The following is a 16,654-nucleotide window of genomic DNA, read 5'->3' as shown; positions in this document are numbered from 1 at the left end:
GCCGTTATCTGGGTGGCGACATCACCTGAGACTCCAGGCCCTACCCACGTCGGTGACGACTCCGCGTGAGCCGGGAACTTCGCTCACAGCCTCGTTAGCCACAGTCGGGATCCGCCGGAACAGGGTTCGTCTGCCGCGCAGCGCCGAGACACCCCGCGCTCGTACCCGCGTTCTTGAGATGTCGGCGCCCCCTCAGACCTCGCCCGCCGTACTCCGTACGTAACCGAGCCCCGGGCGGTCGTTCAGCAGGATTTCCTCTCCGGTGGGGACGAACCCCGTGCGGGTCAGGACCGCGCGTGAGGCCGTGTTGTCGAGCGCGGCTGCCGCGCGCAGTGTGGTCAGGCCGTACTCGGTGGCGGCCAGGGTGCAGATCTGGCGGACGGTGGCCGTGGCCAGGCCCTGGCGGGTGGCCTTTTCGGCTATACGGAAGCCCAGTTCGGCGGAGCCGTCCGCGATGTCGACCAGGTTGAACCGGCCCAGGATCTCGCCCTCGCCGTCGGAATCGGTGTCCACCAGGACGTGGAAGCGGCAGATACCCGCTGCCTGTTCGGCGAGCAGCGCGGCGTGCCGGGCTTCGAAGTGGGCGAAGTATTCGTCGCCGCGATCCGGTATCGACGCGGCGAAGAAGGCGCGATTCTCCTGCTCGAATGCGAGCAGGGCCGGGGCGTGATCGGCGCGGAGAAGCTGGAGTTCGGGCATGGGGGAAGGGTACGGGGGGCTGGGACCGGGAGGTCTTGCCGTGGCGGGAAGGGATGCGGACCTGCGATCGGGGGCCCTGGCGTGGCCGGGCCCCCGATCGACCGGGGCCGTCACTCCGCCCCGTGGCACTCCCGGTACGCCCGTCCCGATCCGCACCAGCAGGGTGCGCTGCGGGCCGGGGGCCAGGGGACCGCTCGGCCGCGGGCGGCGAGGGTGGTGGCGTACTGGGGGAGGAGGTCCGGGTCGGCCGGGGACGTGGCTTCCGAGGCGGCGAAGGCCTCGTACGAGGGGACCGTGCCCGTCACGATGCCGAGGTTCGGGGCGCCGGCCTGGTGGAGGTCCCGGAGCGCGGCTTCCAGGCGGGCCAGGTGGTCGGCGTGGGAGGGGTACTCGCTGCGCAGGACCGGGTACGCGCCCAGGAGTTCGTCGAGTTCGGTGGCCGGCCAGTGCAGCACCGCCACCGGGAACGGGCGGGACAGCGCGGTGCGGTACGTGCCCAGTTCGGCGCGGAGGCGGGTGATCTCGGCCCGGAGCTCGCCCGGGTCCGAGGAGCCCAGCGCCCACAGGCGCTTCGGGTCGTGCAGCTCGTCCAGCGGGACGGAGGCCGCGTGGACGGTGTCGGCCAGCTCGTCCCAGACGTCGTGCTCGACGCCCATCAGCCTTCGCACACGGTGGCGGCCGATCAGCAGCGACTGCGTGGCGTACGGGACCTCCTCGCCCGGCGTGAGGAGGAGCGTCAGCGCGGTCGTGAAGCAGTCGTGGGCCGCCTCCAGCTCGTCGTGCGATTCGAGGGTCCCGGCCGCGATCTCCCAGGGTGCCGGGTCGAGCGGGCCCGCGGTACGGATGCCGTCGATGATCGCGCGGGCCTCGGCCTCGTGGCCGTACTCCCACAGGTTGGCCGCGTTCAGGGCCTTGACCAGGTGCGGGTGGTCGAGGTCGGGGGAGCCGAGCAGTTCGTCGTAGAGGGTGGTGGCGCGGGCGCGGTCACCGGCGAGCTCCAGATGGGCCGCGGCCTGGAGGAGCAGCGGCTCGCGGTCCTCGGGGTACTGCGCCGCGGTGCGCAGCAGGCGCTCGGCTTCGGTGGTGTGGTCAGCAGGCGTGTCGGGGCGCATGACCCACACCGTACTGCTGTACGGCACCTGGACGGAGGGTTGTTCCGGCCCTGGAGAGTTACGGCACATGGCCCTATCGTGCGGGCCGTGCGGGAGCGGATACCGGTGGTGGTGCAGCGGAACTCGCGAGGGCGTCGGGTCGCCGCGCGCGGGTTGTGGACGGGCGCCGAGGTGGTGGTGACCCTGGGCGTCGTCCTGTTGTTGCTCGTTGTTCATCAGCTGTGGTGGACCAACCGGCAGGCCCGCGCCGACGCCCAGCACAAGGTGCAGGCCCTTCAGAGGGAGTGGGGGGAGCCGCAGGGGCGGCCACAGGAGGAGCCGCGACAGCCACAGGGGGCGGAGGGCGGTACGGGGAGCAGTGGCGAGTCCGGACGTGGGGCTTCCGGCGGGCGTTCGTCCGGGGGGCGCACCGCACCCCCCGCGCCCCGCTGGGATCAGGCGTACGCCGTCATCCGTATCCCGCGGCTCGGGCTCACCGCCCCCGTCGCCCAGGGCATCAGCAAGCGCGGCGTCCTCGACAAGGGGTACGTCGGGCACTACCCGCGCACCGCACAGCCCGGCCGGGCCGGGAACTTCGCGCTCGCCGGGCACCGCAACACGCACGGCGAGCCCTTCCGGTACATCAACCGGCTGCGGCGCGGGGACCGGATCGATGTCGAGACCCGGGACGCCGTCTACACGTACACCATCGACCGGACGCTCGGGCAGACCAGCGCCCGGGACAGCGGTGTCATCGCGGCCGTCCCGCGCAGCAATGTGAAGCCGTACGCCGGGTACAGCGCGGCCGGTTCCTATGTGACGCTCACTACGTGCACGCCCGAATTCACCTCCCGTTACCGGCTTGTCGTATGGGGGAAGCTGACGGGGGTCCGGGCGCGGTAGCGGTGTCGCACTAAGGTTCCCTGACGTGCTCAGACGACGTCCGCAGTTGTTGTGGTTGCTGGTCCCCCATGTCCTGTACCTGGGGGCGCTGCCGTTCGTGAACCGGGTCCATCCCGTGGTTCTCGGACTGCCGTTCCTCTTCGTATGGCTGCTCGGGGCGACCCTGCTGACACCCGTCGCCGTATGGCTGACCCGACGGGGGGACCGCCGGTGAACGCCGCAGTCGCGACCTCCGTCTTCGGGGTCTTCATGGTCGTCACCGTCGCCCTCGGGCTGCTCGCGATGCGCGGGCGGCAAAGAGGGAGCGGCGAGGGTGGCGGGCTCGCGGAGTGGTCCGTGGGCGGGCGCAGTCTCGGGACCGTGTTCATCTGGGTACTGATGGCCGGCGAGGGCTACACCAGCTTCAGCTACCTGGGCGCCGCGGGATGGGGCTACAACTACGGGGCGCCCGTGCTCTACGTGGTGGCGTACATGTCCTGCGGTTACGCCCTCGGCTATGTCGTCGGGCCGATGCTCTGGGCGTACGCGCGCAAGCACGGGCTCGTCGGGATCACCGACATGGTGGCGCACCGCTTCGGACGGCCCTGGCTCGGTGCGCTGGTCGCCGTCCTCGCGACCGTCTTCCTGCTGCCGTACATCCAGCTCCAGATCACCGGCATGGGCGTGGTCGTATCGACCATCTCCTACGGTGCCATCAGCCTGAACTGGGCCTACTTCATAGCCTTCGCCGTCACCACCGGCTTCGTCGTGGTGAGCGGGCTGCGCGGCAGCGCGTGGGTGTCCGTCCTCAAGGACATCCTCGTGATCGCCACGCTCGGCTTCCTCGCCCTCTACGTACCGATCCACTACTTCGACGGCTACGGGCCCTTCCTCGACCGGCTCGTCACCGAGAAGAGCCAGTGGCTGACCTTCCCCGGGCACGGGGACAGCGGGCTCGGGCAGGCGTGGTTCATCACCACCTCGTTCCTCAACTCCCTCACCGTGGTGATCTTCCCGACGACCGTCGCCGGCTATCTCGGCGCGAAGAACGCCGACGTACTGCGCCGCAACGCGATGTGGCTGCCCGCCTACAACGTGCTGCTCTTCGTGCCGATGCTGCTCGGCATGGCCGCTCTCTTCGTCGTGCCGGGGCTCGTCGGCGCCGAGTCCAACCTGGCGCTCTTCAAGCTTGTCGTGGACTCGCTGCCGGCCTGGGCGGTCGGCGTCATCGGTGTGGCGGCGGCTCTGTCGTCGATCGTGCCGATGGCCGTCTTCATGCTGGTCATCGGAACGATGTGGGGGCGCAGTGTGCTGTCGCTCGTGCCGCGGATGGAGCGGCGGCAGAAGGGCGCCGCCCAGACCGTCGTGGTGGCCGCGGGTGTGATCGCGCTCGTGCTCACGTACACCGCGCCGAACACCCTCGTACGGCTCTCCCTCATCTCGTACGAGGGGATGGCACAGCTGCTCCCCATGGTGCTGCTGGGGCTGATGTGGCGGCGGCTGACCCTGCTCGGGGCGATGAGCGGGCTGGTCGTCGGCGTGGGCTCGGTGTGCGGGTTCGTGTTCACGGAGAACGATCCGGTGTGGGGGGTGAACGCGGGCATCGTGGCGCTCGGCGCCAACCTCGTCGTCGCGCTCGCCGTGACGTACGCGGGCCCGCGCGAGCACGACGACCGGCCGGACAGCGAGGTGCTCGCGCGGGACGAGATCGGGACCCCGGAGGAGGACGCGGAGCTCAGCGGCGCTCCCGCAGGAGCAGGACGCTGACCGTCGCCGGCACGGCCGGGCCCACCGACAGCAGCAGCGCGCCGTCCGCGCCCTAGCCCGTCGCGGTGATCGCCATCGTCAGTGGCGGCCGTAGTCGTCGGCGAGGCTGCCCACGATCAGGAACGGCTCGCGCCGCACCGACTGCTGCGGCCGCTGGAGACCGATCGCGCCTGAGCGCGGACGGGTATGCCGGACCCATCGTGTATAACGGCTGGGGAGCCGAACGCACACCTGCGCGAAAAGCGTGGCTGCGTGAGTCCGGCCGTCAGACCGCGAAGGGGAAGAAGGGAGGGGCCGATGAGCGGTGACGTGAACCGTCTGCGCGGTGGCCTCGCCCGGCTGCTCCGCCCCCTGGGGCTGCTGCTCTTCCTCGTCACCGAAGTCTTCCTCGCCGAAGGCGGCAGCCTCTCCGCCGCCGTCGCGCTCGCCGCCACGGCGGCCGCCGGCTCCGCGCTCGCCGTCGCCTCGGTCATCAGCGCCCGCTGCGCTGCCCCCGTGCCCCGCACCCGGGTCCGTACGGCCATACGCGACCGGGAGAAACGCACCGCGTTCCTGCCGCAGCGAGACCCGGACGCCAAGGGGCGCAGACGCCCCCGAGCCCCCGGCCGCGCCCTTCCGACGGCCGCGTAGGGGCTCACACTCACACCAGTAGTAGGCCCCCCTCGCGGTTCGTCATGCCGAGTTCGCTCTTCTTCCCGGCAAGACGAGACCCCCGGAGGGCTCACCCATGTCCGTCATCATGTCCGCGTTCGCCGCCCTGGTCGGCGCGCTGGCCGATGTGCTGCACCCGCTCTTCCAGAGCGCGTCGACCGCCGCCGCGATCGTGCTGTTCACGGCGCTCGTGCGGCTCGCCGTGCACCCCCTGTCGCGGGCTGCGGCGCGCGGGCAGAAAGCCCGCACCAGGCTCCAGCCGCAGATCGCCGAACTGCGCAAGAAACACCGCAAGAACCCCGAGCGCATGCAGAAGGCGCTCATGGAACTGCACAAGGAGGAGAAGGTCTCGCCGCTCTCCGGCTGCCTGCCCAGCCTCCTGCAGATGCCCGCCTTCTTCCTCCTCTACCACCTCTTCTCCAGTCAGAAGATCGGCGGCGACCCCAACGCGCTGCTCGGCCACCAGCTCTTCGAAGCCCCGCTCGGCGAGCGCTGGCAGGACGCGCTCGCGCACGGCGGGCTGTTCGGGGCGCAGGGCATGGTCTACCTCGGCCTGTTCGCGATCGTCGCCGTCGTGGCCACCTTCAACTTCCGGCGTACGAAGCGGCAGATGGCCGCCAACCCCGTCACCCCGACCACCGGCCCCGACGGACAGCCGGTCCCGGGCATGGGCGCGATGACGAAGCTGATGCCCCTGATGTCCTTCGCCACCCTCTTCACCGTGTCCGTCGTACCGCTCGCCGCCGCGCTGTACGTGGTCACGAGCACCACCTGGACCGCGATCGAGCGGGCCGTCCTCTACCGCGACATGCCGGCGGCGGGCGCCGCCATGGCCGCAGCGACGTAATCGGGGCGGCGAGTGCGCCGGTCCAGTGTGTGAACAGGGTCTTGCGGAGTGATCGGATGTCTTGGACGATCGGACAAGCCTGCGATGGCCGCCACCCATCCGGCGGGCCCGATCTCGACCAAGGGGAGAAAGACCGTTGAAGCTGCTTCGTGTGGGTACGGCAGGCGCGGAACGACCGGCGCTGCTGGACGAGGACGGAACCCTGCGTGACCTGTCGGGAATCGTCACCGACATCGACAGCGCGCTGCTCGCCGACGAGTCCGCGCTCGCCCGGGTACGGGCCGCCGCGGCCGCGCCCGGCGAGCTGCCCGAGCTCGACGCCGAGGGGCTTCGGGTCGGGCCGCCGCTCGCCCGGATCGGCAAGATCGTGTGCATCGGGCTGAACTACCACGACCACGCCGCCGAGACCGGTGCGGAGATTCCCGCCGAGCCGATCCTGTTCTTCAAGGCGCCGGACACCGTCGTCGGACCCGACGACACGGTGCTGGTGCCGCGCGGCAGCGTCAAGACCGACTGGGAGGTCGAGCTCGCGGTCGTCATCGGGCGCACCGCTCGCTACCTGGAGTCCGCAGAGGAGGGGCTCGCGCATGTCGCCGGATACGCGACGGCGCACGACGTCTCCGAGCGCGAGTTCCAGATCGAGCGCGGCGGCACCTGGGACAAGGGCAAGAACTGCGAGACGTTCAACCCGCTGGGGCCGTGGCTGGTGACGGCGGACGAGATCGCCGACCCGCAGGCGCTGCCGCTGAAGCTCTGGGTCAACGGTGAGCTGAAGCAGGACGGCACGACGGCCGACCAGATCTTCCCGGTGGGCGAGGTGGTCCGCTATCTCAGCCACTTCATGACGCTGTACCCGGGCGATGTGATCAACACCGGGACGCCGGCGGGGGTCGCTCTGGGGCACCCCGAGCCCAAGCCGTATCTGAGGGCGGGGGATGTCGTGGAGCTGGAGATTGTGGGGCTGGGGCGGCAGCGGCAGGAACTGAAGGGTGCCTAGCAGGAAGACGGTGCGCCTGGGGCGGTTCGGGTGAGGTCTTTGGGCCAGATCATTGAGGCGCGTAGGTGGAGTCCGGCAAGGTAGCTGTCCGGGGTCTTGTCGTACCGGATGGCGATGCCTCGCCAGGCCTTGAGCTTGTTGATCAGACGCTCGACGGTGTTCCGTGCCCTGTAGAGGTCCGCGTCGCGGCCGACAGGCCGCCCGCCTGTGGAGCCCTTCTTCTTGCGGTTGGCGGCCTGGTCCTTCTTCTCTGGGATGACCGCCTTGATGCGGCGTTTCCACAGGTGGGCGCGGTTGCCGCGGGACGAGTAGGTCGGGCTGCGGCTGCCAGGTGCCGCCGGCTCCGGACCTGGTCGGGCGGGACAGGCACTGCGTCCCGCCGCCCGACGACGGCGGGACGCACGCCCAAGCCCCGTTTTCCGACAGTGTCACGCCGGCGGGGGCCTTCCCTGCTCGGCGGACCTCGGTGGGTTCCGGTGGAGCGGCCTACTGGTACTGCGTGGTGACGCTCACGCCGCTGAAGTCCTGCTGTCCGGCGGCGAGGCTGAAGTAGACCCAGCCGGACGGCGGGTTGTCGATGGTCAGCGTCTCGTTGTTACCGGCGTTGGTGGACTTCGCCTGGTACGAGGTGGTGGTGGCCCAGCCGGTGCCGTTGTAGTACAGGTCGGCGTTGCCGGTGCCGACGGTGCTGGTGATGGTCAGGTGCTGGACGCCTGCCGGCAGGTACAGGAAGTGGCTGCTGTAGTTGCCGGTGGTGGCCGCGAGTTTGTCCCGGCGGCAGTTCTTGTCGAATTGGCGCGGGTCTGCGTTGGTGCAGAGCGGGGTGGACGGGGCCTCCGGCAGGGGGCCGCAGTTGTCAGTCGCGCAGGTGGTCGTCAGCCAGGTGGCGAAGTCGGCGTCGTACCTGGTGCCGATGGTCTGCTTCAGGAAGGTGCGGGCACCGCTCCAGTCACCGGTGCGGTACTTGCCGAGCACGGCCTCGATGTCCGCGGGGTGCGCCTGCAGCATGTAGCGGACCGCCAGGAAGCCCCACCGGTAGACCCGGGCCGAGTTGACGTCGGAGTCCTCGTCCTGGCCGTAGACGGTGTCGAACAACTCGCTGAGCTTGTAGGTCTTCCTGCCGGCCTCGGCGATCGCGTCGGCGTTGCGCTCCTGGCGGTAGCCGTACGAGATGTTCTCGGCGATGCCCTCGACCCACCAGATGGTCGGCGTGGTCTGGCCGGCGTCGAAGTCGCCGTACATGTTGTAGCGGCCGTCGAGGTAGTGGGTGTACTCGTGGTTGAGGTTCCAGATCTCGAACTTGGGGCGCAGCCAGGACGCCTCGTGGGCGATGAAGCGGGCCTGGTTGCCCGGCTTGGCCGGGTCGCCCTCCTCGTACATGCCGCCGTTGTCGACGTCGATGTCGTAGATGGCCCAGGCGTACAGCGAGTACTGGGTGTAGTCGTCGAAGACGACGACCTCCAGGTTGGTGTTCACGTCACCGGGGATCGCGCCCTTGTCACCGATCACGCGGTGGAAGTAGGCGTCCTGGTTGATCAGGCTGGTGCAGGTGGTGGCCAGCTGCCCGGGGGACATGTCCTGGGCGCGGATCTTCAGGCCCGGGGTGCAGGTGTGCTGGACCGGCAGGACCACCGGGAGTACGCGGCTGCCCAGGTCGCAGATGCCGTAGGCCGCGCAGTTGCCCCTGTCGTACTGACGTGTGGCCCAGCCCAGGTTCATGGTGATCGGGGCGGTGGGGCCGACGTTCGGGTAGCGGTTGATCAGGTCCTTCAGCAGCGGCCGGACCCGGTCCTTGAGCTCGGGAACGTCGAGGGCGTAACCGAGGAAGCGGCCGACATTGCTGATGACGTCCAAGCGGTTCAGCTGCGTTTCGTTGCGGGTGATGAAGTCGGCCCAGGTGTTGAGGATCGCAGGGTCGGCCTTGAGTGCGGCCCGCCAGCCCCGGCCGTCGTTCTTGGTATCGAAGCCGTTCTCGACGACGCGCTCGGCGTTCTCGAGGGAGAGGGTCATCCGGCTCGGCCAGGTGGCGTCGTAGTTGGCGAGCAGCCACTTGACGACGCCGGCGTACCGGCCGGCCTCGTGGGTGCTGTCGATCAGCGTGACGACCTCGTTGAGCGTGTCGCCGTTGGCGTCGGTGACGTCCTTGCTGCGCGGGGCGGCGAAGAAGGCGTCCAGCGCGCCGCGGGCCGAGACCTGCAGCGCCGTGCCGTAGTCACCGACGACGTCCTGGTGGTTGTCCTGCACGTAGTAGCCGGCGCGCAGGAACATCACCAACTGGCCCACGGAGGTGCTGTTGTCGCCCGGGTAGGTGGCGGAGGCGTCGCGCAGCGCGTTGGCGACGGTCACCATCTGGGGCTCGCGGAACGTCTTCCCGGCGTCGGTGCCGGTGAGGTTGAACAGCGGGTAGGTGCAGGTGACCCCGGGGAGGGCCTTGAGCTGCTGAATCAGCGCGCTGCCCGTGGCGTTGACCACTCCGGACAGGTCGCCGCATTCGTTCCCGCCGGCGGCGGCCGACTGCTTGCCGGCCTTGACGGGCTCGGCGGTCGGGGCGGCCGCCGGGCCGGACTCTTCGATGGAGTCCTGCGAGGAGATCTTGAAACCGGAGCCGTCGGTCGTGGCGTCGGGCGACTTGGGGACCGGGATCGACCGCGGCGCCGAGGCCGCGGGTCCGGCAGCGGTGGCGCCAACCTTGGTCACGGCGCCGACGGGGGTGGCCTGGCTCTGCGGCGTGAGCAGGCCGAGCGCGACGAAGAGAGCGGCGCCGAGCGCAGAAAGTCTGCGCGCGTTGGCCGTTGATATCCGGGAGGGGCGCATCTGAGGGGGCCTCCGGGGCCTTCGTGGCCGCACGTTGGGCATGCGGGCAATCGATATGTGACATGTAAAATGGCACATGTTGCATCGCGCGGGAAGATCCCGGACCGGATTGCCGTCCGTCGCAAACCGAAATGTTGTCAGATCGGTGGCCCCGGAAGGCCGTTGCGCGCCCACTCGCCCGTCCCGGCCGCCGCTCGCTCGAACTCGCTGGGCTCCCTGATCGCCGTGGAATACGGCTCCGGCCAGGTGTGCTGCGCCGACCCCGCACTTCTCCGCGTGTACGTCGGCCTGCTCTTCACGTACGCCCAGAACCGCCTCGCCCATGTCGAGCAGCCGGCCTGACATGCCATCAGGCCGACCGCCGGCCGATACCGGTACATGCCGCGAGCCCGAACCACATGGTCCGGGCTCGCGGGCTGTCCGGCGACGGCGCTGGACGCGGATCGCCTCGATCGGGGATCACGCATTGTCCAGCGCCGTCTCCCCGTCGGGGACTGCCTTGGTGCCGAACGTCCTCGTGATGGCCGGGGCCGACCGACGGCTGCATGCGCTATGGTTGATCTTGGAAGTTTCCGCAACTCACGGCGACTGACGCTGCGTTGGTGGTCCAAGGAAAGACACCCCGCTTCCTGCGGGGAAATGCAGGTGCAAGGCCTGCCCAGCGCTCACCCACGAAGCCCTTCCCCCGCCGGGGGAAGGGCTTCGTCACGTTCCCCGCGTGCCTTGGAGAACTTCCGCGCGGCCTTCACCCACGAAGACCCCGCAACAGCGACCGCGAGGTGCAGGGGGCCATGATCTACCAGGTCCGGCAGCCCTGGGCCCACCTCGCCCCCGGCGACATCGACGACGCAACCGTGGAGACGGCGCTGCATCCTCCGTGCACCTTCCGCTTCGTGCGGCGCTCAGGCGGGCGACAGCCCGCCCGTGTCGAGGTTCAGGTTGAACGGGTCCGGCAGGTGCAGCACGGTCCCGAACGGGTGGGGGCCGTCGACGCGGGTGTAGCCGAGGTGGCCGGGTTCGGAGAACAGAGTGATGCTGCCCTCGATCCGGTCGACGAGGAGGTAGAGCGGGGCGCGGTACTCGGCGTACCGGCGGCGTTTCACGATCCGGTCGGTTTCCGCGTTCGATTCCGAGGTGACCTCGACGACGAGGAGCGTCTGGTCGGGGAGCAGTGCTCCGCCGCCTTTGGCGAGCTCCTCGGGGACGACTGCGATGTCTGGGACGTACCAGTTCGACGACCCGGGCAGGTCCAGGTTCCCGGACCCTTCGACGCATCCGAGTTCGTCGACGCGGTCCTCGAGCTGCCGGCGTACCACTCGGGCGGCGCGTTCGTGATCCCAGGTCGGTGACACGGGCTCGATGATCCCCTCGATGATCTGAACACGGTCCCCGCGGATGTGCTGGACGGCGTATTTGAGGGCGCGTTCGGAGTCGATGCCGTGGCTGTAGTCGGGTGCGCTCGTCATTTGTCCCGCCTCTGATGGTGGTGCTCAACAGCATCATGCCCCGACTTCTGCCGGGACGTGCCGGTGCTCGGCGATTCACGCGGCCGCGGATGGCTAGGGCGGCGAGGCCGAGGAGGACGGGGCCGGCCGCCTGTGGAGCCCTTCTTCTTGCGGTTGGCGGCCTGGTCCCTCTTCTCCGGGATGACGGCCTTGACAGATCGGAGGGGTGGGGTCCCGCGTCGCCGGCGCCCCACCCCTCCTTCCCGTCACGCGCCGATCGTCGTCGCGAACTGCTCCAGCGCCTCGACCACCAGGGCGTGGTCCTCCGCCTGGGGCAGGCCCGAGACCGTCACCGAGCCGATGACGCCCGCGCCCTCGACCGCGATCGGGAACGAACCGCCGTGCGCGGCGTACATGTCCGGGTCCAGGCGCGAGGACTCGTCAAAGGTCGTCCCCTTCGACCGGAACCGGGATCCGACCAGGTACGAGCTCTCGCCGTACCGTTCCACGACCTTGCGCTTACGGTCGATCCAGGCGTCGTTGTCCGCGCTCGATCCCGGCAGCGCGGCATGGAACAGCTGCTGTGCGCCGCGGCGGATGTCGATCGCGACCGGGGCGTGTCTTTCCCGGGCCATCGAGACGAGCAGGCCGCCGAGGGCGTACGCATCGTCGTAACTGAAATGCGGCAGCGTCAGTCGGCGTTCCTGAGCGATGAGCTCGGAGATGGTCGGAGCGGTGGGGTTCATACGGTCTGCTCCTCGGTATCGGCGGAGGTGGACGGGGTTGCGGCGGGCAGGGGCACGGTGACGCCCTCGCGGGCCGAGCGGCGCGCGGCCTCCAGTACGTCCAGGGCAGCGGCGGCCTGGAGGGCGGTCACTGGATTGTCACCCTTTCCGCGCAGTGCGTCGGTGACCGCCGCGTAGTACGCGGGGTAGTCGCCCGGCAGCGTACGGACCGGGGCGCCGCCGCCCGTCAGCGGGGACTCGCCCGAGCCGATCCGGCCCCACAGCTCCTCGGGCTCCTCGCCCCACGGCCGGTTCGCCGTCGGACGCGCGCCCGCGCGCAGGTCGGCCTCCTGCGGGTCGAGGCCGTACTTCACATAGCCGGCGGTCGAGCCGAGCACCCGGAAGCGCGGGCCGAGCTGGGCCGTGGTGGCGCTGACGTACAGATGCGAGCGGACCCCGTTCGCATGGGTGATCGCGAGAAACGTGTCGTCGTCGGCGGCGGCGCCGGGGCGGCGTACATCGGACTCCGCGTACACCTGTACCGCCGGTCCGAACAGGACGAGCGCCTGGTCGACGACATGGCTGCCCAGGTCGTACAGCAGCCCGCCGATCTCCTGGGGGTCGCCCGACTCGCGCCAGCCGCCCTTCGGCTGCGGGCGCCACCGCTCGAAACGGGACTCGAAGCGCTGTACGTCCCCCAGCTCACCGTCCGCGATCAGGCGGGCGAGAGTGAGGAAGTCGTTGTCCCAGCGGCGGTTCTGGAACACCGAGAGCAGCAGCCCGCGCGCCTCGGCGAGGGCCGCGAGCTCCCGCGCCTCGGCGGCCGTACCGGCGATCGGCTTGTCCACGACGACCGGCAGACCGGCCTCGAGTGCGGCGGTCGCGATCGGGACATGGGTCCTGTTCGGCGACGCGATCACGATCAGATCGAGTTCGTCCGCGCGCCCCCACAGCTCCCCCGGCGACCCGGCGAACCGTACGTCGGGGAACTCGGCGCGCGCCTGCGCCTGCCGCTCCTCGTTCGAGGTGACGACCGTGTCGAGGACGAGGCCCTCGGTCGCGGCGATCAGTGGGGCATGGAAGACGGAACCCGCCAGGCCGTAGCCGACGAGTCCGACGCGCAGGGGGGTCTCGGACAGCCCGGGCGTCTCGTGAGTCACGTTGCCAGTCATGCCTGTCACTTAAGCAACGCTGTTGCCAAAGTGCAAGCGACAGGGACAATGGGGCTGTGAACAGGAGTAATAGCGGCGCGAACCTGCCGACGCTGCGCAGCCACAATGCGGCGTTGGTGCTGGATCTGCTGCGGGTGGCGGGCGAGCGCGGCATCAGCAGGCTCGAACTCGCCGAGCGTACGGGGCTCACGCCGCAGGCCGTCAGCAAGATCACCGCCCGGCTGCGCGCCGAGGGCCTGGCGGCCGATGCGGGCCACCGGGCCTCCACCGGGGGCAAGCCGCGTACCGTGCTGCGGCTGGTGCCGGACGCCGGGTACGCGGTCGGCATGCACCTGGACCGCGACGAGCTGACGGTGGTGCTCGTCGACCTGGCCGGCGCGGTTGCCGCCAGCCGCACCGCCCCGCTGGACTTCGGCGCCCCGGCGGACGAGGTGGTCGCGGTGGCGGCGTACGCGGTCGCGGCGGTACGGGACGGGGGCGCGCAGCCCGTGGAGCTGCCGGTGCTCGGGGTCGGCGTGGCGGTGCCGGGGCCGCTCGACCACCGGGGCGGAGTGCTGCACCGCGTCACCGGGTTCCCGCAGTGGGACGGGTATCCGTTGCGGGACGCGCTCGCCGCGAGGACCGGGCTGCCCGTCGTCGTCGACAAGGACACCAACGCCGCGGCCCTGGGCCTCGCCCTGCGCGCGGCGGGCGCGGGCGACTTCGCGTATCTGCACCTCGGGACCGGGCTCGGCGCCGGGCTGGTCCTGGGCGGGGGGCTGCACCGTGGGGCCCGTACCGGGGCCGGTGAGTTCGGGCACCAGACCGTCCAGCTGGACGGGCCGGTGTGCAGCTGCGGGGGGCGCGGCTGCATCGAGGCGCTCTGCCTCGCCGCCGTCGCCCGCGGTGATGTCGCGGAGGCTGCACGGGTGCTGGGTACCGGCGCCGCCAACCTCGTCGGGCTGCTCGACGTCGACCGGGTGATGCTCGGCGGCCGTACCGTCGCGGCCGACCCCGATGCGTACGTACGAGGCGTCCGCGCCGTGATCGACGAGCGCGCCCGGCTGGGCGGCATCGACGCGCCCGTGCCGGTCACCGCCGCCGGGGGAGGGGACCGGCCGGTCGCGGAGGGGGCCGCGCAGCTGGTCCTGGCCCCATTGTTCGGGCGGGTCGCGGGCGGCGACGTCGGAGGTGCGGACGGGGGCGCGGTCCTGGTCCCATGACCGCGCGGCGGCCGAGGGCGGCGGGTTCGGTTTCGGTCCGGTGGCCGCCCGGCGGCCCGGGGCAGAAGCGCGGACGCGGGGCGCGACTGAGCTGATCGAGGGGTTCCGGGCCGCCGGCCGGGCGGCCCTCCGGCAGGTCGGTGCCGGTCGCCTCGCGCGCGCGTGGCAGCGTCGCGGCCCAGAACCGGTGAACTCCGGCGCACGGGGCGAGCCGGCCGTCTCGCGAGCAGCGAAGGGTGCCCCCCACATGCCCCCCACACCGCCCCCGTCCGGCAGGCCTTCCGCTTCCACCCCTGCATCCATCCCCGCGGCCGGTCCTGTTTCCATCCCTCTCTCCTCCTCCGCCGCCGCCTCCACCCCCGCGTCCGACGCCCCCGCGCGTCCTCCTTCGCCCCCGCACCCGCTCCCCGGGCGGACGCGGCACGGGCTCGCGCTCGGGCTGGCGGCGGCGAGTGTGGTTCCCGTCGTCCTCGGCGGCGCCTCCGCCGCACCCGCCTCCGCCGCACCCTCGGCCACCCCGGTTTCGAAGCCGGACTCCGCCACCGCCGACCAGCAGCCCACCTGCGGTGATCCCGAGGCGAGCGACTTCCCGATCAGTACCCGTATCCACGGCGGCCCGGACACCTACGCATCCGGCGGTGGCTACGGAACCTGGTTCCTGGACCTCACCAACACCACCACCGAGTCGTGCCGGGCCATCCATCCTGTGCTGGTCCTCACCGACGAGGACCGGAAGCTGACCTCCGACCAGATCCAGCTGGAGTTCTCCGAGCCGAGCCGTCCCGATGTGGAGCACCGCGTCACCTGGGAGACCACCGACCAGGACGAACACATCGGTGTCTTCGGCGGCGACGGCGCCGACTCCTTCGAGGGCTTCACCATCCCCGCGGGCCGTACCGTCACCGTCGAGGTCCGGATGGCGTTCACCTCGGACACCAGCCCGGGCCGGATCACCGCCAATGCCACGATCGTCCAGCGGCAGCCCGCAGCGAGCGGCGGGACCGGGAAGGACGACGGGGCCTGGGTCGGCGAGTCCGACGAATACCCCTTTGCCGTCGTCGAGGACAGCGGCGAGACCGGAGAGACCGACGAGACCGGGGAGGTCGGCGGGACGGGGGAGGTCAAGACTGGCGAGGTCGGCGGGACGGGGGAGGTCAAGACGGGCGAGGTCGGCGGGACGGGGGAGATCGGTGCGACCGGGAAGGTCGGCGACACCCGCCGCGACACCCTGCCCGACGAAGCCAGACCCAGCGCCACCCCCGGCACCGGTGACACCGCCGGCACCGGTGACGCTCCGCGGCCGCTCGCACCCGGCCGGGCCCCTGCCGACAGCGATCTTCCCGAGCTGGCCGCAACCGGCCCGGCCACCGTTCCGTACTCCGGCATCACCGTTGCCGGGTTCCTGATCGGCGGCGGGGCCATGGTGGTCTGGTCCCGCCGCCTGCGCCGCCGCCCCCGCCCCTGAACCGCCCCTTCCTTACCCGTCGTCAGGTCCGTCCGCGCCTGGGCGTTCACGGGTGTTCATGTCCGTCTGCCACCATCGGGCCGTGGACTACCCGTACGACCAGGCACCTGGCGCACCCATCCGTTCCGGCATCCCGGAGCACGGCCGTATCCCCAAGTACTACGCGGTCAAGGCCCGTGTATCCCTCCTCATAGAGGAGTTGGGCGAGGGCGGCATGCTGCCCACCGAACGCGATCTGGCCGAGCGCTACGAAGTCTCGCGCGAGACGGTGCGCCAGGCGCTGCGCGAACTCCTGCTGGAGGGGCGGCTCGCCCGCCAGGGGCGCGGCACCGTCGTCGCGGGCCCCAAGCTGGAGCAGCCGCTCTCGCTGGCGAGCTATACGGAAGGTGTACGCCGCCAGGGCCGCACGCCCGGCCGTCACCTCATCGGTCTGGAGCGGTTCCCCTGCCCCGAGGCGCTGGCCGCCGACATCGGGGTGGGGCGCGGCGAACCGGTCTGGCACCTGGAGCGGGTGCTGCTCGCCGACGACGACCGGGTCGGCCTGGAGAGCACGTACGTCTCCGTCGCCCGCGTACCGGATCTCGACAAAGGGTTCGACCCCGACTCGTCCTTCTACGCCTACCTCCGCGACCGGCTCGGGATCTCCTTCGGCGATGCGGACGAGCGGATCGAGACCGTGCTCGCGACGCCGCGCGAGGCGCTGCTCATCGGTACGCCGCCCGCACTGCCCATGCTGCTGATCCACCGGATCTCGCGCGATACGGGCGGGAAGCCGCTGGAGCGCGTACGGACCCTTTTCCGCGGGGACAGGTTCTCCTTCACCGCGCACCTGGGCGCGCAGGGCGGACGCTGAACGACCCCGGACGCGACAGCCGCCGATCGACTCACCACGATAAC

At 70.9% G+C, this 16,654-nt stretch carries 16 protein-coding genes and 1 pseudogene; 10 read left to right on the top strand and 7 right to left on the bottom strand.

Annotated features, from left to right (window positions below; translation table 11 throughout):
* Nucleotides 1–192: 192 nt before the first annotated feature.
* Both ACZ7IB_RS37895 and ACZ7IB_RS37890 read right to left on the bottom strand, forming a co-directional pair.
* Nucleotides 193–699 (bottom strand): GNAT family N-acetyltransferase, encoded by a 507-nt coding sequence (locus ACZ7IB_RS37895; protein ID WP_470918990.1) that lies wholly within the window; start codon nt 697–699, stop codon nt 193–195.
* A gap of 110 nt (nt 700–809) precedes the next feature.
* Nucleotides 810–1,811 carry an SEC-C domain-containing protein gene (locus ACZ7IB_RS37890; protein WP_470918988.1) on the bottom strand — a complete coding sequence of 334 codons (1,002 nt, stop codon included), beginning with the start codon at nt 1,809–1,811 and terminating at the stop codon, nt 810–812.
* 78 nt (nt 1,812–1,889) lie between these two features.
* On the opposite strand from ACZ7IB_RS37890, the gene ACZ7IB_RS37885 reads away from it, so the two are divergent.
* The 6 genes from ACZ7IB_RS37885 to ACZ7IB_RS37860 all read left to right on the top strand — a co-directional run bounded on the left by ACZ7IB_RS37885 (nt 1,890) and on the right by ACZ7IB_RS37860 (nt 6,934).
* A complete protein-coding gene (locus tag ACZ7IB_RS37885) occupies nt 1,890–2,693 on the top strand; it encodes a class E sortase (protein ID WP_470918987.1) in 804 nt (267 codons plus the stop codon).
* A 55-nt stretch (nt 2,694–2,748) separates the two neighbouring features.
* Nucleotides 2,749–2,907 carry a DUF3311 domain-containing protein gene (locus ACZ7IB_RS37880; protein ID WP_114249032.1) on the top strand — a complete coding sequence of 53 codons (159 nt, stop codon included), beginning with the start codon at nt 2,749–2,751 and terminating at the stop codon, nt 2,905–2,907.
* Nucleotides 2,904–4,439, top strand: coding sequence for a sodium:solute symporter family protein (locus ACZ7IB_RS37875; RefSeq protein WP_470918986.1), 1,536 nt, complete (start codon nt 2,904–2,906; stop codon nt 4,437–4,439). Before ACZ7IB_RS37880 ends, ACZ7IB_RS37875 begins: the two co-directional genes overlap by 4 nt.
* Nucleotides 4,440–4,736: 297 nt before the next feature.
* Nucleotides 4,737–5,069: a DUF6412 domain-containing protein gene (locus ACZ7IB_RS37870; RefSeq protein ID WP_470918984.1), complete on the top strand. Its 333-nt coding sequence runs from the start codon at nt 4,737–4,739 to the stop codon at nt 5,067–5,069.
* Nucleotides 5,070–5,166: 97 nt separating this feature from the next.
* Complete coding sequence (locus ACZ7IB_RS37865; RefSeq protein ID WP_470918982.1) at nt 5,167–5,937, top strand: YidC/Oxa1 family membrane protein insertase; 771 nt, start codon at nt 5,167–5,169, stop codon at nt 5,935–5,937.
* Nucleotides 5,938–6,073: 136 nt separating this feature from the next.
* Nucleotides 6,074–6,934: a fumarylacetoacetate hydrolase family protein gene (locus ACZ7IB_RS37860; protein WP_470918981.1), complete on the top strand. Its 861-nt coding sequence runs from the start codon at nt 6,074–6,076 to the stop codon at nt 6,932–6,934.
* Here ACZ7IB_RS37860 and ACZ7IB_RS37855 read toward each other — a convergent pair.
* A pseudogene (locus ACZ7IB_RS37855) lies at nt 6,931–7,248 on the bottom strand (transposase); the annotation flags it as partial. The gene ACZ7IB_RS37860 and the pseudogene ACZ7IB_RS37855 sit on opposite strands and share 4 nt — an antisense overlap.
* Before the next feature lie 172 nt (nt 7,249–7,420).
* A complete protein-coding gene (locus ACZ7IB_RS37850; protein ID WP_470918979.1) occupies nt 7,421–9,748 on the bottom strand; it encodes a M9 family metallopeptidase in 2,328 nt (775 codons plus the stop codon).
* A 162-nt stretch (nt 9,749–9,910) separates the two neighbouring features.
* Here ACZ7IB_RS37850 and ACZ7IB_RS37845 point away from each other — a divergent pair, with 162 nt between their 5' ends.
* On the top strand, nt 9,911–10,090 hold the full coding sequence (locus tag ACZ7IB_RS37845) for a hypothetical protein (protein ID WP_470918978.1): 180 nt from the start codon (nt 9,911–9,913) through the stop codon (nt 10,088–10,090).
* A 560-nt stretch (nt 10,091–10,650) separates the two neighbouring features.
* Here the strand turns inward: ACZ7IB_RS37845 and ACZ7IB_RS37840 are convergent.
* The 3 genes from ACZ7IB_RS37840 to ACZ7IB_RS37830 form a co-directional block, all read right to left on the bottom strand.
* Complete coding sequence (locus ACZ7IB_RS37840) at nt 10,651–11,214, bottom strand: Uma2 family endonuclease (RefSeq protein ID WP_470918977.1); 564 nt, start codon at nt 11,212–11,214, stop codon at nt 10,651–10,653.
* A 245-nt stretch (nt 11,215–11,459) separates the two neighbouring features.
* A complete protein-coding gene (locus ACZ7IB_RS37835) occupies nt 11,460–11,939 on the bottom strand; it encodes a heme-degrading domain-containing protein (RefSeq protein WP_093900345.1) in 480 nt (159 codons plus the stop codon).
* Nucleotides 11,936–13,090, bottom strand: coding sequence for a Gfo/Idh/MocA family oxidoreductase (locus tag ACZ7IB_RS37830; protein WP_470918975.1), 1,155 nt, complete (start codon nt 13,088–13,090; stop codon nt 11,936–11,938). Before ACZ7IB_RS37830 ends, ACZ7IB_RS37835 begins: the two co-directional genes overlap by 4 nt.
* A 56-nt stretch (nt 13,091–13,146) precedes the next feature.
* On the opposite strand from ACZ7IB_RS37830, the gene ACZ7IB_RS37825 reads away from it, so the two are divergent.
* The 3 genes from ACZ7IB_RS37825 (at nt 13,147) to ACZ7IB_RS37815 (ending at nt 16,610) form a co-directional block, all read left to right on the top strand.
* Complete coding sequence (locus tag ACZ7IB_RS37825) at nt 13,147–14,292, top strand: ROK family transcriptional regulator (RefSeq protein WP_470918973.1); 1,146 nt, start codon at nt 13,147–13,149, stop codon at nt 14,290–14,292.
* Nucleotides 14,293–14,539: 247 nt separating this feature from the next.
* A complete protein-coding gene (locus ACZ7IB_RS37820) occupies nt 14,540–15,757 on the top strand; it encodes a hypothetical protein (RefSeq protein ID WP_470918972.1) in 1,218 nt (405 codons plus the stop codon).
* Nucleotides 15,758–15,839: 82 nt separating this feature from the next.
* Nucleotides 15,840–16,610 carry a GntR family transcriptional regulator gene (locus tag ACZ7IB_RS37815; protein ID WP_470918970.1) on the top strand — a complete coding sequence of 257 codons (771 nt, stop codon included), beginning with the start codon at nt 15,840–15,842 and terminating at the stop codon, nt 16,608–16,610.
* Nucleotides 16,611–16,654 lie beyond the last annotated feature (44 nt).

It is taken from the genome of Streptomyces sp. NPDC037301 (assembly GCF_055602785.1).
This window is presented reverse-complemented; position numbering and strand designations above follow the sequence as displayed.

Bases quoted from the DNA above. Each gene is read 5' to 3' on its own strand.
- ACZ7IB_RS37820 (WP_470918972.1), top strand. From the start codon at position 14,540: ATGCCCCCCACACCGCCCCCGTCCGGCAGGCCTTCCGCTTCCACCCCT.
- ACZ7IB_RS37840 (WP_470918977.1), bottom strand. From the start codon at position 11,214: ATGACGAGCGCACCCGACTACAGCCACGGCATCGACTCCGAACGCGCC.
- ACZ7IB_RS37850 (WP_470918979.1), bottom strand. From the start codon at position 9,748: ATGCGCCCCTCCCGGATATCAACGGCCAACGCGCGCAGACTTTCTGCG.
- ACZ7IB_RS37835 (WP_093900345.1), bottom strand. From the start codon at position 11,939: ATGAACCCCACCGCTCCGACCATCTCCGAGCTCATCGCTCAGGAACGC.
- ACZ7IB_RS37865 (WP_470918982.1), top strand. From the start codon at position 5,167: ATGTCCGTCATCATGTCCGCGTTCGCCGCCCTGGTCGGCGCGCTGGCC.
- ACZ7IB_RS37830 (WP_470918975.1), bottom strand. From the start codon at position 13,090: ATGACTGGCAACGTGACTCACGAGACGCCCGGGCTGTCCGAGACCCCC.
- ACZ7IB_RS37890 (WP_470918988.1), bottom strand. From the start codon at position 1,811: ATGCGCCCCGACACGCCTGCTGACCACACCACCGAAGCCGAGCGCCTG.
- ACZ7IB_RS37870 (WP_470918984.1), top strand. From the start codon at position 4,737: ATGAGCGGTGACGTGAACCGTCTGCGCGGTGGCCTCGCCCGGCTGCTC.
- ACZ7IB_RS37895 (WP_470918990.1), bottom strand. From the start codon at position 699: ATGCCCGAACTCCAGCTTCTCCGCGCCGATCACGCCCCGGCCCTGCTC.